The 16,562-nt window shown below is 69.1% G+C and carries 14 protein-coding genes; 6 read left to right on the top strand and 8 right to left on the bottom strand.

The window, feature by feature from the left end; translation table 11 throughout:
• Window positions 1–181: 181 nt before the first annotated feature.
• The gene (locus tag ACZ3KP_RS34705; RefSeq protein WP_467504449.1) at window positions 182–370 is read right to left on the bottom strand and encodes a DUF397 domain-containing protein; all 189 of its coding nucleotides are present in this window, start codon (window positions 368–370) and stop codon (window positions 182–184) included.
• A 17-nt stretch (window positions 371–387) separates the two neighbouring features.
• Complete coding sequence (locus ACZ3KP_RS34700; protein ID WP_467504448.1) at window positions 388–1,242, bottom strand: helix-turn-helix domain-containing protein; 855 nt, start codon at window positions 1,240–1,242, stop codon at window positions 388–390.
• Between the two features lie 223 nt (window positions 1,243–1,465).
• On the opposite strand from ACZ3KP_RS34700, the gene ACZ3KP_RS34695 reads away from it, so the two are divergent.
• From ACZ3KP_RS34695 to ACZ3KP_RS34685, 3 genes are all read left to right on the top strand, one after another.
• Window positions 1,466–1,945: an ATP-binding protein gene (locus ACZ3KP_RS34695; RefSeq protein WP_467504446.1), complete on the top strand. Its 480-nt coding sequence runs from the start codon at window positions 1,466–1,468 to the stop codon at window positions 1,943–1,945.
• An 83-nt stretch (window positions 1,946–2,028) separates the two neighbouring features.
• Entirely contained in the window at window positions 2,029–2,385 is a 357-nt protein-coding gene (locus tag ACZ3KP_RS34690) for a hypothetical protein (protein WP_467504444.1), read from the top strand.
• Complete coding sequence (locus ACZ3KP_RS34685) at window positions 2,382–2,633, top strand: hypothetical protein (RefSeq protein WP_467504443.1); 252 nt, start codon at window positions 2,382–2,384, stop codon at window positions 2,631–2,633. Before ACZ3KP_RS34690 ends, ACZ3KP_RS34685 begins: the two co-directional genes overlap by 4 nt.
• Before the next feature lie 36 nt (window positions 2,634–2,669).
• Here ACZ3KP_RS34685 and ACZ3KP_RS34680 read toward each other — a convergent pair whose 3' ends face one another.
• From ACZ3KP_RS34680 to ACZ3KP_RS34665, 4 genes are all read right to left on the bottom strand, one after another.
• Window positions 2,670–3,833, bottom strand: a complete 1,164-nt coding sequence (locus ACZ3KP_RS34680; RefSeq protein WP_467504441.1) for a uroporphyrinogen-III synthase — start codon at window positions 3,831–3,833, stop codon at window positions 2,670–2,672.
• Between the two features lie 88 nt (window positions 3,834–3,921).
• Complete coding sequence (locus ACZ3KP_RS34675; RefSeq protein WP_467504439.1) at window positions 3,922–5,289, bottom strand: nitrate/nitrite transporter; 1,368 nt, start codon at window positions 5,287–5,289, stop codon at window positions 3,922–3,924.
• Window positions 5,290–5,731: 442 nt separating this feature from the next.
• Window positions 5,732–6,778 carry a hypothetical protein gene (locus ACZ3KP_RS34670; protein ID WP_467504437.1) on the bottom strand — a complete coding sequence of 349 codons (1,047 nt, stop codon included), beginning with the start codon at window positions 6,776–6,778 and terminating at the stop codon, window positions 5,732–5,734.
• Window positions 6,766–7,425, bottom strand: coding sequence for a hypothetical protein (locus ACZ3KP_RS34665; RefSeq protein WP_467504435.1), 660 nt, complete (start codon window positions 7,423–7,425; stop codon window positions 6,766–6,768). Before ACZ3KP_RS34665 ends, ACZ3KP_RS34670 begins: the two co-directional genes overlap by 13 nt.
• 304 nt (window positions 7,426–7,729) lie before the next feature.
• Between ACZ3KP_RS34665 and ACZ3KP_RS34660 the strand changes: the two genes are divergently transcribed.
• Window positions 7,730–12,202 carry an RHS repeat-associated core domain-containing protein gene (locus ACZ3KP_RS34660; RefSeq protein ID WP_467504433.1) on the top strand — a complete coding sequence of 1,491 codons (4,473 nt, stop codon included), beginning with the start codon at window positions 7,730–7,732 and terminating at the stop codon, window positions 12,200–12,202.
• Between the two features lie 36 nt (window positions 12,203–12,238).
• On the top strand, window positions 12,239–12,688 hold the full coding sequence (locus tag ACZ3KP_RS34655; RefSeq protein ID WP_467504431.1) for a hypothetical protein: 450 nt from the start codon (window positions 12,239–12,241) through the stop codon (window positions 12,686–12,688).
• 253 nt (window positions 12,689–12,941) lie between these two features.
• On the opposite strand, the gene ACZ3KP_RS34650 is transcribed toward ACZ3KP_RS34655, so the two are convergent.
• Together ACZ3KP_RS34650 and ACZ3KP_RS34645 are read right to left on the bottom strand one after the other, a co-directional pair.
• Window positions 12,942–13,856: a hypothetical protein gene (locus ACZ3KP_RS34650; protein WP_467504430.1), complete on the bottom strand. Its 915-nt coding sequence runs from the start codon at window positions 13,854–13,856 to the stop codon at window positions 12,942–12,944.
• Between the two features lie 157 nt (window positions 13,857–14,013).
• Window positions 14,014–14,994 (bottom strand): LysR family transcriptional regulator, encoded by a 981-nt coding sequence (locus ACZ3KP_RS34645; RefSeq protein WP_467504429.1) that lies wholly within the window; start codon window positions 14,992–14,994, stop codon window positions 14,014–14,016.
• Window positions 14,995–15,078: 84 nt separating this feature from the next.
• Here ACZ3KP_RS34645 and ACZ3KP_RS34640 point away from each other — a divergent pair, with 84 nt between their 5' ends.
• Window positions 15,079–16,461, top strand: a complete 1,383-nt coding sequence (locus tag ACZ3KP_RS34640; protein WP_467504427.1) for an MFS transporter — start codon at window positions 15,079–15,081, stop codon at window positions 16,459–16,461.
• Window positions 16,462–16,562 lie beyond the last annotated feature (101 nt).

Here is a 16,562-nt window from a genome sequence, read left to right as displayed (position 1 = left end):
CCGAGTCCCCACCGGCAGCCGGTACTCGGAGCGCCGTACGCCGGTCAGCCCACTCGCTCGTCCCCCGCGGCGAAGAACCGCCGTACGTACTCCCCCGCGGGCAGGTCGCTCGCCCGCATGCGGGAGAAGACCTCGGCCCCCTCGCCGGGCGTCCCGCCCATCCGGAAAGCGTCGGCGAACGTCACGTACTCGACGTCGTGGAGAGCCCACGGGCAAGGAAGTCCGCCCAGGTGGAGGGCGTGACGGTGAGATGGGGGCCGCCGGCGTGCTTCGAGTCGCGGATGTGGACGGCCTGGGGTTCCGTGGCTATCTCGACGCAGTTCGAGCCGTCGCCGCTGTGGGTCGACGCACGCCAGTGAAGTATGTGCACAGGTGCCTCCTCGGCGATCAAAGGTCCAGCATCCGCCGGTGGATGAAGTCCCGACTTTTGGCCGGTGAGAGCGCGCAGGACTCCATGCGACCCAGTACGGCTCGGTACTTGGCCAACTGGGCTTCGGCGTCGAGGAACTCGCAGGCGCCGTGATGGGAGTCCAGCTGAACCGTGTCGAGCTGTGGGACAGGGCCCTCGACGTAGTCGAAGGACTGGCCGGTCGTGGGGAAGTTGTCAGCGCCGAAGGGGACCACCCGGACGGAGATGTTCGGGAGTTCGCTCATGTCGAGCAGGTGCGCGAGCTGGCCTCGGGCGACGCTCGCGCCACCGAATCCCATACGGAGGGCGGCCTCATGAATGATCGCCGTGTACGAGGGTGGGTCTGCCCGGTGCAGGATGGCCTGCCGTTTGATTCGGTGAGTGAGCCGGTGCTCGATCTCGTGCTGGCGCATCGGCGGCACCACCGACCGGAAGAGCGCGCGGGCGTGGTCGGTCGTCTGCAGCAACGCCGGGATGTGGATGAGCAGTGCCACCCTCAGCGCGCAGGCGTGGTGCTCCAACTCGGCCAGGTCGACGAGCGCCACCGGCACATGTTCGCGGTACTCCTCCCACCAGCCCCGACCGCGTCGGCCCGTCATCGAGGCCAGTGCGTCCATGAGTTCCTCGTCGGAGCAGTCGTAAGCACGGGCCATGGAGCGCAGTCGGTCGGCGCTGACCGGTGTGCGGCCGGTCTCGATCATGCTGACGCGTGCTTGGTTGACGCCAAGCAGTGCACCGGCGCCGGTGGCGGTGAGTCCGGCCCGCTCCCGCAGTTTCCGCAGTTCCGCTCCCAGCCGTCGCTGCCGGAGCGTGGGGCTTTCGGTGGACGGCACACCGTCTCCCTTCTGCTGTGAGGCGACCTTGCGCTCCCTCGCACGAGTGAAGCATGGATGCATTCACGGCATTCAGTTAGATGCATCTAACCAACTGCCCTACGGTGAGAGCACACCGCTCAACCAGCCGTCCGAGAAGCCGGAAGCGCACCTTTCCAGGCAGAGCCACCGCCCGACGCGGTCGTTGAGCGAACCCGAGTCGCGTCTCCCGTAGGAGGTCCTTGTGGACACCGTATCCCCGTCCGACACCTGGTCGTACGCCCTTCGCCTGCCCCATGATCCGCGCGCGGCACGCGTCGCACGTATGACCGTACGGGCGGGGCTCAGCGGCCACGGCAGGCATGAATCCCTGGAGACAGTCGAGCTGTTGACGTCGGAGATGGTCACGAACGCCTACCGGCACACCCATGGTCCCGCTTCCCTCCGGTTGACCGCCCTCGCGGACGGTCGGCTACGGGTCGGGGTCTGGGACAGTCACCCACGCATCCCGGCTCCCTTCGGCGCACCTCCCTGGGACCAGGTCCGGCTCGCCCCCGCGGATGCCGAAGCGGGACGCGGGCTGCGTCTCGTACAGGAATACGCCGACGCATGGGGCGGCTGGCCGATCGGCGACGGCGGCCCAGGGGACCGGGGTGCCGGGAAGCTGCTGTGGTTCGAGGTGAGGGGCCGGGGACCCGAGGGAACGCGTAAGGCCGTCGCGTGATGTGGCAGGTGCCGTGCAACCACGCCGTTGTCGTGATGCCCAGTACGGTGGGGGCAGGAAGCGAAGGACAGAGGAGCCGCCGCGTGACCACACAGCCCGACCATGGTCATGAGTTGATCCCGCGCCCCGAGCCGACGCCGGAAGCGGTTCGGGTCGCGCTGGCCCGCATCGCCCCGCACCGACTGTCCGAGATGGAACAGCACAAGGAACAGGCGCTGGCCGCCGCGCTTACGGACGGCAAGATCGGTCACCTTCGGCACTGGCTGGCCTATTGGCAGGCACAGTTGGAGATCGAACGACGGCCCGATCTCCACTCCCGTTACCAGGCCGCCCTCGCGGCCGTGCACGCCACAGACAGCCGGGACGACCCCGGCTTCCGGGCGGCGACGGCGGAGCTGCGAGCTGTCGAGGCCGAAGCGCAACAGGCGGTGTCCGGGTGACCTGGCGGTGGGAGTACGACCCGACCGAGGAGCACGTCGTCGGCGGATCGCCGCCTGCCTTTGTCGCCGAGATCGAGAAAAGAGCCGACGAACTGGTGCGGGCCGCGTCCGCCTTCTACCTCGACGGCGCCTCCTACCAGGAGGCCGGGCCCAAGGGGAACGTCGCGGACGTCCCTGGCGGGTTCTTTTTGTACCTCATCGTCCCGCGACACGAGTGTCTGTACATCCACCAGGTGACCTACGTGTGAGGGAGCGGCTGGGCCCACGTTCCAGGCCGCGCCCCCTCACGCGTCCCCGTACTTCGAGTCCGCCGCCGGGTCCAGGGCCAGCCGGTACCCGCGCTTGACCACCGTCTGGATCAGTTTCGGCGCGCCCAGGGCCGTACGCAGCCGGGCCATCGCGGTCTCCACCGCGTGCTCGTCGCGGCCCGCGCCGGGCAGGGCGCGGAGGAGTTCGGAGCGGGCCACCACCCAGCCCGGACGGCGGGAGAGCGCCCGCAGCAGGGACATGCCGGCTGGCGGTACCGGCTTCAGGTCGCCGTCGACGAGGACGGCGTGCCCCCGGATCTCCACCCGGTGTCCGGCGACGGGCAACGCCCGGGCACGCGAGGGGAGTTCCCGGCAGAGAAGCTGTACGAGGGGGCCGAGCCGGAAGCGCTCCGGCTGGATGGTGTCGACCCCGACGGCCTGGAGCGGCAGGGCCGTCACCGGCCCGACGCAGGCGGGGACGACGTCGTGGCCTAGGGCGGCGAGCAGGTCGTCCCGCAGTCCGCGGTCCTCGGCGCGGGAGATCAGCGAGGCCGCGGCGGGCGCGCTGGTGAAGGTGAGGGCGTCCACCGAGCGCGAGACCACGGCGTCGAGGAGCCGGTCCACCGGCCCGAGGTCCTCCGGCGGCATCCACCGGTACACCGGCACCGGCAGCACCTCCGCGCCCGCGGCTCGCAGCGACTCGACGAACCCCGGCAGCGGTTCCCCGTGCAGCTGTACGGCGATCCGGCGGCCGTCGACGCCCTCCTCCAGGAGCCGGTCGAGCACCTCCGCCATGGACTCGGAGGACGGCGACCACTCCTCGGTGAGCCCGGCGGCCCGGACGGCCCCCTTCACCTTGGGCCCGCGTGCGAGCAGCTCGACGTTCCGCAGCCTCTCCAGCAGCTGTTCGCCGAAACCCCACCCGTCCGCGGCCTCGATCCAGCCGCGGAACCCGATCGCGGTCGTCGCCACGACCACGTCCGGCGCCTGGTCGATGATGTCCTTCGTGGCGGCGAGAAGCTCCCCGTCGTCGGCGAGCGGCACGATGCGCAGGGCGGGGGCGTGCAGCACGGCGGCGCCGCGCCGCTGGAGCAGTGCTCCCAGCTCGTCGGCGCGGCGCGCGGCCGTGACCCCCACGGTGAACCCCGCGAGGGGACCGTGCCGACCGCCGTCGTCCGGTCGCTGCTGTTCCTCGTACATGGCTGCTCTCCTAGCTGACCCGCAGGCGAACCGAGCCTGTCAACGGCGCGTGACAGGCTCGGTTCCGCTTCATGTCACCAGTGTTACGTCACACCTCGGCATAGCTGAGCTGCGCCTTTGCCTCGGAGGCGGCTGTGGGGTGCCCCTGGGCGACCGGCCGGCGAAGGTATACGGCCCAGGTGACGGCGAAGCAAAGGCCGTAGAAGGCCAGGAAGGCGACGAAGGCGCCGGTGCCGGAGCCATAGGAGAGGAAGGACTGCCGGAAGGCGAGGTTGATGCCGACGCCACCGAGCGCGCCGACCGCCCCGATCAGCCCCATGGAGGCGCCGGAGAGGCGTCGCCCGTACTTGACGGCTTCCTCGCCCTCCAGCCCCTGGGCGAGGGCCTTGGTGTGGAAGATGCCGGGGATCATCTTGAACGTCGACCCGTTGCCGATTCCGGTGAGCGAGAACAGCACCACGAACGCGACGACGAACAGCGGCAGCGACTTCTGCATGCTGGCGACGACCAGGACGGAGGTGGCGGCGGCCATGGCGACGTAGTTGTACAGAGTGATCTTCGAGCCGCCGTACTTGTCGGCGAGCCAGCCGCCCACGGGACGGATCAGGGAGCCGAGCAGCGGGCCCATGAAGGTGAGGTAGGTCGCCTGCAGCGGCGTACGGCCGAACTGGTTGGTGAGCACCTGCCCGAAGGCGAAGCTGTAGCCGATGAACGACCCGAACGTCCCGACGTAGAGGAAGGACATGATCCAGGTGTGGGCGTCCTTCGCGGCGTCCTTGGCGGCGCCTGTGTCGTTCTTGACGTTCTCGATGTTGTTCATGAACAGCGCGGCGCAGACGGCGGCGACGACGATCAGCGGGATGTAGATCCCGAGCAGCACGCGCGGACCGCCGTTGGCACCGATGACCGCGAGGGCCACGAGCTGGATCGCGGCGACACCGACGTTGCCGCCGCCCGCGTTCAGCCCGAGGGCCCACCCCTTCTTCTTCAGCGGGAAGAAAGCGTTGATGTTGGTCATGGAGGAGGCGAAGTTGCCGCCGCCGATACCCGCGAGGAGCCCGATCCACAGGAACGTGTCGAACGAGGTCCCCGGCTTCATCACCGCGAACGCGGCGATGGTCGGAATGAGGAGGAGGCTGGCTGAGATGATCGTCCAGTTCCGCCCGCCGAAGATCGCCACGGCGAAGGTGTAGGGGACGCGGACGACGGCACCGACCAGCGTCACCATCGACGTCAGCAGGAACTTGTCGGCCGGGGTGAGCCCGTACTCCGGGCCCATGAAGAGCACCAGCACGGACCACAGCGTCCAGATCGAGAACCCGATGTGCTCGGAGAGCACGGAGAAGTACAGATTGCGTCGTGCGACCTTCTCCCCGGTCTCTTTCCAGAACGTCTCGTCCTCCGGATCCCACTCCTGGATCCAGCGGCTACGTGAAGTAGGGGCTGGGGCTGTCATGACGCCTCCACGGTGCTCCGCGTGCTCGGTCTGCCGACTTCGGATGAGTGACTGAGCCCGAAGGTAGGGAGGCGGCGTTTCCGCGCTGTGGCTGCGGGTGACCGGAAGGGAACGTTGCTCTCACCCCGGGGAGGGGGCGGGTGAGAGGTCGGGCTACGGGGGCGCCTCAGGGGGAGGGGTATGGGCGGGGTGGGGTGGGGGTTGCTGGTGGAGGCCGGGTGTGTGGGCCCGGGGTGTGGGAAGTGAGCGGCTGCTGATCGTAAGGGCCGGGCCCGGCGCCGTATGGGCCGGGCTCCACGGAGAACCAGGCGTCCGTTAGTTCGACGGGCTCGCTGGAACCTCTTCCGTACTTACCGCGCGCTCATCGCTTCCGCTCCCCTTGCAGCCTCATGGACGACTGCGTGCCACTCGGCACGATGAGCCGCGCGGGCGGGACGGCGCCTCACCTGTTGACAGACTGGATCTCCTGCACGACGACGTCCTGCGATCGGCCGAAGGCGCCGTCGGGGAGGTTGTCGCCGTTGCCGTCGCTTCCGGTCCAGTGGATCTTCCAGGTGACCGTCGCCTTGAGCTGGTACGAGCCGTTGCCGGACGAACGGAGGTACTTCACCCCGCAGGGGGGCGTCTTGCCTGCGTCGCCCGCGGTGTACTCCTCACCGACACTGCCGTTGTTGAACTCGCAGACTCCGGAGGCCGGATAGGTCACCGCGTCAGAAGTACCCGGGTCGATCCTGAGGGAGACGGGTTCGGCGGTCGTCGTCGCGGATATGCCGAGCAGCGGAACGCTCGCAGTGACCGACACCGGCTTGAACGTGGCCTTGTCCAGCCACGCCCAGGTGGCGAGGTTGACCTTGGTCGTGCCCGCGGGCTTCAGGCTCACCTCTGTGGTGGGGACACGGATCTCGTTGTACGCGAGTTCGCCGAGGATCTTCGTGGAGATGGTGTTCGGGATGTCGGCGGGCGGCGCGGCTCCCTTGTCCACCCAGAAATAGGGCTTGTCACACTTGTCCCACCCCGGCGGGAAGGACTTGTTGACGTACGAGTCCCACCAGTAGCCCTTGCCGGTCTTGTCCTCGTTGAAGTCCTTGTAGGGGTGACCGTTGACGTAGCGGTCACGCTGCTCGGCATCCCACTGGTACCCCGTGGAGTCCGCCGCCCAGATCGGCTCCAGGTACGCCTTGAGCTCGGCCGGGCTGTATTTGGGCGCATACCAGCAGGCCGGCGGCGTCCAGGACGTGGTGGAGGTGACCGGGCCAACGGAGGCTCCGGTGCCGTTCTTGGAACGGTCGTAGACGATGGCGCCGGCTGTCGAGTTGATGGTGTCGCCGTCAGTTCCACCGGATGTGCTGGTGCCCGATCCGGACCCACCGCCGATTGATCCACCGCCTCCGGGTCGGTCGGCCATGGCCGAAGGAGCTGATAGCACGCAGACAGAAGCCGCCAGCACGATCGTTACGGTTCCTTGGCGGAACCAGGTCACGGCTGGCATTTGTCAGCTCCACGAGTAGACGCAATTTTCACGAGCTCCCAAACTCCCTTTGCGTTCTTCTCGACCTGGACACCATATGCGACATAACTGTTCTTGGTGGTCTTCGTCTTCTTGACAACGCCGGTCTTGATGACCTTGTTGTAGCCCTTGCTCTCGTCCCCGCAATAGGTCAGCGACGCCTTGGTCTTGGACTCCACAGTGACCTGCCGGTCGTAGTAGTGGACGGTTCCAGTTACCGTCAGCCCCGCGTCCACAAACGACTTAACCCACTGCTGGGCCGCGGCGGCACCCTCGCCCTCGGTGTAGTACTCCAGAGCGGGAAGTCGCGGGTTCTGAGCACCGATCGCCGCATCCAGCGCCCGAACGAATTCCGCGTTGTCCTTGAGGATCGCGTCCTTCACGGGATCGGAGTCCTCCTCAGGGGTGAAAGTGAGACTGTCCCCAGCGGGCAATGTGATCTTCGGACGCCCCGCAGATTCACTCGCTGAAGCGCTCGGCGAAGCCGACGCCGATGCTCCCGTGTCCGCGCCCGCGATCTTGCCGTTCGAGTCGGACTTGTCTCCGCTTCCCCCGCCGCAACCGGCGAGCAGAAGTGCCGCAGTCGCACCGGCGGCGGCAGTCGTGAGCAGGCGGGAACGGCGGGTCACGGTGGGCTCCTGATGGGGCGGCTGGTGTCGAAGAAAACAGCCGACACGGTAACCGGGTCGGACACGAAGACACCAGAGCGAATGGCTGAACACCAGCCGCGCAAAGGGTGCATGAGCAGGGCAAAACGACGCCAACTCTCCCCCTCCGACGGTCGATTGGTTGCCTTCCTGTGACATTGCGACAGCTGTCCGTGGCCGCGCGGTTGGCCCTTGCAAAGGGTCACTTCACCTCGTACGAGTGAGCCCTGTAAGTTCATGCGCGCAGAACTGCTCAAGAGGCGTACGCGACGGGGGTTGCGAGATCATGGCGGGGTACCGACCGGCGGACTGGCATCCACTCGACCTCGACAAGGACCCCACCCCGGGTGACCCGCAACGCGTCCGCACCCTCGCCGCACAGCTGCACACCTTCGCCGACGACGTCTCCGACGCGCTGCGTCTGGTCAAGGGCATGGCCGGCGAGGACGCTCTTCTCCAGTGGGCCGGGAAGTCGGCGGAGGTCTTCAAGGAGCAGTTCAAGGACGTCCCGAAGAACCTGAAGAAGCTGAAGAAGTCCTACGAGCTGTGCGGAGACGCCCTCGCGGACTACTGGCCCAAGCTGGAGCGCGCCCAGGCCCTGGCCGACAAGGCCCTCGCCAAGGCGAAAGAGGCACAGTCCGACCTGTCCTCCGCAAAGTCCCGTCTCTCCTCGGCCGATTCCTGGGTCACCCGTGCCACCAAGGAAGCCGACAAGTACAAGGACGACCCCACCGGCAGCAAATCGGACGCCGACAAGCCGGACGAAGGCAAGGTGCGGGCCGCCACCCGGGACGTGCAGAGCGCCAAGTCCGCGCACACCAAGGCCCAGTCGGACGTCACCTCCGCCCAGAACGCCCTCGACGCCGCGAAGAAGATGGCCGAGGACGCCCGGAAGATGCGCGACGACGCAGCGGGTGAGGCGAAGCGGAAGATCGACGAAGCCTCGGACGCCGGGATCCCGAACCGGCACTGGTGGCAGGACATCGGTCACTGGTTCGAGGACAACTGGGACACCATCGTCACCGTCTGCAAGGTCGTCGTCGCCGTCGTCGGCATCATCGCGATGATCATCGGCGGACCCATCCTCGGCGCCATCGTGCTGATCGCCGCACTCGTCGTCCTCGCCGACACCCTCTACAAATACTCCAAGGGCCAAGCCTCCCTATGGGACGTGGCCTTCGCCGCCATGGACTGCATACCCGGCGGCAAGGGCATCACCAGCCTCGGCAAACTCGCCAAGGGTATGCGGGGACTTGGCAAGCTGGGACTCAAGGGCATGGCAAAGGCAGCCCGGGGCAACATGGGCAAGCTGCGCCGAGAGGCTCAGCTGATGGCCGAGCGGCGTTGCAAGAGCGATCCCGTCGACGTCGTGACGGGTGACGTAGTGGCCTCGGTCGTGGACGTGGAACTGCTCGGGACGCGGCCCCTTGTCTTCGAACGGCATCACGTGTCCTCGTTCCGGGACGGCCAGTGGTTCGGGTCGTCCTGGAGTTCGGTACTGGACGAGCGTGTGCTGTTGGACGCCGACGGGGTCCGCCTGGTGACCGCGGACGGCATGGTGCTCCACTATCCGACGCCGGAGGCCGGCCTGCCGATGCTGCCCGTCATGGGCCCGCGCTGGCCGTTGGGATGGTCCGGCGCCCCTGGCTCCGAGATCGACGGGATGCGCCTGCTGGTGCCCGACACGGGTCAGACCCGGCACTTCCGTGCCCTGCCAGGGCTGACCACCTCGGAGTTGCGGCTGATAAGGATCAGCGAACGGGACGGCAGTCGCGTCGACGTCGAGTACGACACCGATGGTGTGCCGCGAGCGGTACTCCGCGAGGGTGGCTACCGGCTGGGGTTGGAAACAGCCGATCGGCGCGTCACTGCCCTGCGATTGGACAGTGCCCCGGGCCGCCCGGTGATCGCACGGTACCGCTACGACGAGGCCGGTAACCTCTCTGAGACATACGACTCCTCGGAACGCGCGCTGAGGCTGTCATACGACGCGGAACACCGGATCACCACGTGGCGGGACCGCAACGACACCGACTACCAGTACGTGTACGACGAGGAAGGCCGGTGCATCCGAACCATCGGCTCCGACGGCTTTCACAACGGGACCTTCCAGTACGACGTGGACCGGCACACGACGGTCTATGTCGACTCGCTGGGCCGCGCCACCGTCTACCGGTACGACCGGGACTTCCGCGTCACCGAGGAGACCAACCCCCTCGGTCACACCACCACGACCGAGTGGGACGACAACGACCGAGTGCTTGCGGAGACCGACGCTCTGGGGCGGACAACTCGCTACGCGTACACCCTGGATGGGAACCTGCGGACGGTGGTCCGTCCCGATGGGCTGGAGGCCACGGCCGAGTACAACGAACTCCGATTGCCGGTGCGCGTCACGGAGGTCGACGCCTCCGAGTGGCGTTTCGAGTACGACGAACGCGGCTGCCTGCTCGCCGTGACCGATCCCGCGGGAGCGACTACCCGTCACGCCTATGACCGCACCGGCCGGATGGTGGCTGTGTCGGACGGGCTTGGGCAGACGCGGCACTTCCGGTACGACGACCACGGGCGCGTCGACGCCGTCACCGACGCGCTGGGGGCGGTGACCCGGTTCACGTACGACTCTTTCGGGCGGGTCGTCGCCATGACCGACGCGCGCGGCGCCGAGACGCGGTACGGCTGGACGCCCGAGGGCCGCATGACCTGGCGCGTCACACCCGGCGGCGCGACGGAGCGCTGGAGCTACGACGACGAGGGCAATGAGACCGAGCATCACGATCCGGTCGGCGGGGTCACCCGGAGCGAGTACACGCACTTCGGAGTGATCACCGCGCGCACCGGCCCCGACGGCTCCCGGCTTCTCTTCCGGCACGATACGGAACGCCGGCTCACGGGTGTGACCGACGCTGCAGGGCGAACCTGGAGCTATACGTACGACGCCGTCGGCAACACGACCAAGGAGGAGGACTTCTCCGGGCGTGTCCTCACGTACGCGTACGATGCAGCGAACCAACTGGTCTCCCGTACCGACGCGCTGGGGCGCAGCACGCACTACGGCCGAGACCTCCTCGGCAATCTTGTCGAACAGCGCACCCCGGACGGTGTGACCACCTTCGCGTACGACGCACTCGGGCGCGTGGTACGGGCCGAGAACTCTGCGGCTCTGGTGACACTGGAACGGGACGCCCTGGGCCGGATCGTCCGCGAAACGTGCAACGGACGTACAATCCACAGCACCTACGACGCTATCGGCCGACGCGTGCAACGGTGCACGCCGAGCGGTCTGCGCAGTACCTGGGAGTACGACGCCGACAATCGGCCGGTTGCGCTGCACATGGCAGGCCGGTCCATGACTCTCGGCTACGACCGGACCGGCCGGGAGACCGGACGCCGGCTCGGCCCGGTGGAGCTCACCCGGCGTTGGGACGGGGACGACAGGCTGGTGGCGCAGAGTGTCAGCGGCGTTCCGGAACGGTCGGCGCTGCTGCGCGGCTACTTCTATCGCGCCGACCACCATCCCGTCGGCGTGGCCGACAGCGTCTCGGGCAGTCGGCGGTTCGAACTCGACTCGGTGGGCCGTGTCATCTCGGTCACCGCCGACTCCTGGACAGAGGGGTACGCCTACGACCCGGCCGGGGACGTCACACACGCGTCCTGGACAGGAACCGTAACTCAGCCAGCCGAGTCCGAGGAGACGGCGGGCCGACGAAGTTACGGCCCGTTGGGCACCCGGCAGGCAGGCAGAACCTTCTTCGAGCACGACGCACAGGGCCGGATGGTCCGACGCACCCGGAGACTGCTCTCGGGCGGCTCACACGAGTGGCGGTACGGCTGGAACAACGAAGACCGGCTTGTTGAAGTAGTCACCCCGGACGGCCGCCGCTGGAGATACGCCTACGACGCCTTCGGCAGGCGTGTCGCCAAGCGACTGCTGGCGGAGGACGGAGCGGAACTGTCGTCGACCGACTTCATCTGGGACGGCAACGAACTGGCCGAGCAGTGCGGCGGGGATGGCGACCAGGTGCTCAGCTGGGAGTGGTCCCCGCACACCGGTGAACCGGTCGCCCAGGCAGTGTCACAGGCCACGCCCTCCACGCCGCAGGCGGACATCGACGCGCGGTTCTACGCCATCGTCACCGACCTCGTCGGTGCGCCGACGGAGTTGATCGACGACACAGGCGAGACGGGCTGGCGGCTGCGCACCACGCTGTGGGGCTTGCCGCTGGCCGATCCAGGCATCGGAACGTCGTGCCCGTTCCGCTTCCCCGGCCAGTACCACGACGACGAGACCGGGCTGCACTACAACTACCACCGGTACTACGACCCCGCTCTGGGGCGGTACTTGAGCCTCGACCCGATCGGCTTGGGCGGCGGCCCGAACCCCGGCTGGTACGTACCCAACCCGATGGTGTGGATCGACCCCTTCGGACTCGCACTGTGCCGTACGACACCGCGTCTGGAGACCGGCGACCTCAAGAAGGGGTGGATCCACATCGAGTCCAGGCATATCACCGGCACGAACCCGTCGACCAGGCACGCGGACATGATGCCGCCCACGACGACAAGGGAACAGGTTCACGCCGCCGCCAAGACGATCGTCAAGCGCGGCACCCGCATCTCGGATCCCGCCAAGCGCATCCAAACCTTCGAGAAGAGAATGACCGTCAATGGGCACAGCGCGCGGTACAGCGTGACCGTCGACTCGCACGACGGAAACAACATCATCACGTTCTTCCCCATGGGGAAGAGCGCCGTCTGAAAGGAAGGAGTGGTCTCGATGGAGTTCGTGTTCTCCGTGGACGAGAGCGAGGCACCCCCGCCGTCCGGGTTCGACCTGGGGCACATCGACGTCCGGGGTGACCGCGGAGAGGCGAGCTCCCGGGACCACACCCCGGACCAAGCGATGATGATCTACCTTTCGCTAACCCTCCTCTTGGACGGTCTGCGCCGTTTCCTGCCGGGCCGAGACCGGTTCTTCACGACGTCCGCCGTCGACTCGTCCTTCTCGCTGACGTTCCGGCGCGCGAAGGACGGCTCGATCGAGACCGTTCACGACGGGAAGGTGATCGACCGCTCGTCTGTCCCTGACCTCGCGAGCGCAGTGCACACGGGAGCCGAACGCTTCGCGAGGCCCCGGCTCTCGCTCCTGCCCGGGGACGACGCAGGGCGGGAGGACCTGGAGAAGTCCCTGGCCGAGTTCGGCATTTACGTGTCACGGCTGCCTAGAGAAAACGCCAGAGAGTAACCATGCCGGGCCGATACCATCACCATGGGCGGTGACGCAGACGTGAATGCGGAGATCACGCCGCGGTGGTCGGCCGAGACGGACCGTGTTTTACGCGTGAACAGTGGCCAGACCGTCACGCACATCCAAAAAGCCGTGGAGAAGGTGATGCCGTCCCAGCGGCGCAGGGACGGGTAGCTCCCGACACCGAGGCCGGTCGTTCCGCGGCGACCGGTGGCGGAGCCGCGACCGGCCCCTAGGCGACCGTGCCCGTTCAAGAACCGCCCCCGGTCGGCGTCGCCGACTCGCTGGGTCCGGCCGAGGGTGAGACCGGCGGGGAGGCCGGGGTGGCCGGTGACGGTGACGACGCGGTCGGTGATGCGTCCGTGGACGACGCCCCGGGGTCCGGCGAGGAGCCGGTGGCCCTGACCCCGGCCGGCGGGGTCGCCTTCGCCGACGTCGACGGGCTCGGCCGGGCCGCTCCCGGCTTGCCGGTGCCGGACGCCCGGGGCGACGCGCCGGCCGAGGGGGTCGTGCCGTCGCTCACGGCCGGGCCCGCCACCGAGGAGCCGCCGTCCGAGGACCGGGCGGAGCCGCTGGGCGCCGGTGAGTTCTCGACCCGGCCGGCCGGCTGGTCGCCGTGCTGCCCGGGCAGCGGCAGCCAGGGCGCGTCCGAGCTGCCGGACAGCAGGGTGACGACGATGACGGCCGCGTAGGCGGCGCAGGCCAGCCCGATGGCCATCCCGATCCTGCGGAACCGGCGGCTGCGGCGCGTCCCCGCGTCCGCGGACGCGGGGACGGGTGCGTCGGAGGTCTCCCGCTCGCCGGGGCGGGTCCGCACCTCGCCGGCGTCGTGCTCGACGGTCGTCCGGTGGGGGGCCCGCGGACGGCCCGCGGCCGCCTCGACGATGCTCCAGGGGTTCCGTAACGGCTCCGCCGTCCGCAGCACCTCTGTCACCGCCTCGGCCGCCTCGGCCGCCCCGGCGCCGACGCCACCACCACCGCTCACCCGGAACCCACTCGGCCCGGCACCGGCACCGGCACCGGCACCGGCTGCCCCGGTACCCGCCGCCCCGGCGCCCCCGGGCTCGTCTCCCCCGACCAGCGGCACGTCCTCCGCGCAACCGATCAGCGGCACCTCCTCGGCACTCCCCGCCACCGGTTGGGTCTCTTCTCGCCAGTTCCTCATGCGCGCACATCCCCCCACGGGACAGTTCCGGGCACGCTGACGAACCCGAGCACACGTCAACGGATCGGGCCCCCACCCGTTCCGAGCGCCCCCTTCCAGCTCTCCGTACCCGGGGCCATGAAGCTAGCGCACGCGAGGGTGCCGTTGTCCGGATGTGTCATTTGTGGTCGTCCATCACCTCTTGATCACTGGCCGGAATCCACCCGTCGGCCGGTCGCTGAAGCCACCCTTCCGCGTGCCCGATCTCGGCTGCCGCCCGCCGTAGCGCGTCGACTCCCGGATGGACCAGCCCTTTTCGCCACACGAGCGACACGGGCGACAACGGCACCGGATCGACCAAGGGCCGCGACACGCTTCCAGGTATGGCCGGAAAACCCACTACCGCGAGAACGGGATACCGGTCCTTGGCCATCACGCGCTGGAACTCCTCCTCGCCGACAGCCAACGGCAGCGGCGGGGCGACGGTGATCCGTCGCCCCTCGAAGAGATGAAAGGCCAGGTCGGTCCATTCCAGAGTGCGTTCGTTCCCGGCGCCGGCGTACACGGTCTCGCCCGCCAGCGCGGCCAGCGGCACCGCCTCCAGGGCCGCCAGCCGGTGGTCCGAGGGAAGCATTACGGCCATGGGTTCGAATCGAACGGGCAGGTGTTCGAGGCCGGAGCGCAGCGCCGGGTCGAGTCCCGCGAACCGTCCGAAGGACACGTCGAGCCGCCCGGCGAGGAGTTCGGCCGCCGCTCCGGTGAGCCCGCTCTCGTAGCGGGCCATCAGCTCGCAGTCCGGGGTGAGTTCGCGGGCGCGGTGCAGCACCCGGCGGCCGGTTTCGAGGCCCGGCGAGTTCAGGTCCACCAGCAGCGGCCTGGCCTGCCCGAACGCGGCGAGCAACGCGTCCTGGGCGGCCAGCACCCGGCGGGCGTAGGGCAGCAGCCGGACGCCGTCGGGGGTCAGGGTGACCTGCCGGGTGGTGCGCAGGAACAGCTCGGCGCCCAACTCCCGCTCCAGCCGCCGTACATCCCGGCTGAGCGACTGCTGTGCGACGTAGAGCCGGGCGGCGGCACGGGTGAAGTGCAGCTCCTCGGCGACGGTGACGAAGACGCGCAGGAGCCGGGGGTCGATACGGGCGGACGACGCGGGCGACGACATCGGGCGAACTTACAACACAGGTGCGTGAATCGGCGCTGATCAGGTGTTGGACCCCACGCACCGCCCGGCGCGACGGTGGTGTCCATGCCGCAACCAGCCCGGCCGATCAGGCCGACCCGCCCCACCCGTTCGACCCACCCCACCCCTCCAACCCATCCGGCCCCCCGCGCGTTCACCCACACCGTCACCGCCGACTCCCTCGTCACCGTCGATTTCAGCCCCCGGTTCGACGGCCCCTCGCGCTCCCCCTCCCCCTCCCGCTCCGGATCCCGCCCGCCCGGCCCCTACCGCCGTCTCTTCGCCCGCCCCGGCACCCGGGCCTTCACCGTCGGGAACCTCATCGCCCGGCTCCCCATGGGCATGTTCAGCGTCAGCGCGGTCGTGATGATCGCCGGCGCCCGTGGCTCGTACGCCCTGGCCGGTGCCGTCACCGCGACCGGCCTCGCCGCCACCGGCGTGGCCGGGCCGTGGATCGCGCGGCTCGTCGACCGGTACGGGCAGGCCAGGGTCGCGGTGCCCGCCACGGTCACCGCCGTCCTCGGCAGCCTCGCCCTGCTGCTCTGCGTCCGGTTCGGCACCCCGGACTGGACCCTGTTCGCCGCCTACGCGGCCACCGCCACCACCCCCAACCTGGGCGGCATGTCCCGCGCCCGCTGGGCCCATCTGCTGCGCGATGACCCGGACGCCCTGCACACCGCCAACTCCTTCGAACAGGCCGCCGACGAGCTGTGCTTCATGCTCGGCCCGGTCCTCGCCGCCTTCCTCACCGGCACCTTCTTCCCCGAGGCCGGCACCCTGGTCGGCGCGGTGCTGCTGCTCACCGGGATGCTGCTGTTCACCGCCCAGCGCGCCACCGAGCCGCCGCCCCGGCCCGCCACGAGCACCGCGAGGACCCCGCTGCGTCTCGCCGCCCTCCTCGCCTGCTTCGTCGCCACCGGTGCGGTGTTCGGCTCGATGGAGGTCGTCACCATCGCCTACGCCGACGCGCAGGGCCACCGTTCGGCCGCCGGTGCCGTCCTCGCGCTCCAGGCCGCCGGGTCCTGCGCGGCGGGCCTGGTGTACGGGGCGCTCAGACCTACCGGCCCGGCCGAACGACGACTGCCGGTCTGCCTGTTGGCGATGGCGGCCCTGATGTCCCTGCCCCTGCTCGCGGCCCGCACCCTCGACTCGCTGTGGGCCGTCGCCCCTGCCCTGCTCGCGGCCGGTATGGCGACCGCGCCGACCATGGTGACGGCGATGACCCTGGTCCAGGACCGCACCCCGGAGGGGCGCCTCAACGAGGGGATGAGCCTCGTCGTCACCGCCCTGCTGACCGGTGTCGCGACGGGTTCCGCGGCCGGCGGCTGGGCGGCGGAGCACCTCGCTCCGACGGCCGCCTACCTCACCCCGGTCACCGCGGCCGCCACGGCCTTCCTGATCCACACCATCAGTCGAATCGCTTCGCACAAATCCCGTCGGCCCCATTGACGGTCCCGCAGCCTCCGCCTACCTTCCATCGTCGAAGCGCTTCGACGTCCGGCATCGAATCGATTCGACGCGGGACGAGCATCATCCACAACTCCCCTGGA

Source organism: Streptomyces sp. NPDC020958, assembly GCF_055562175.1.
This window is presented reverse-complemented; position numbering and strand designations above follow the sequence as displayed.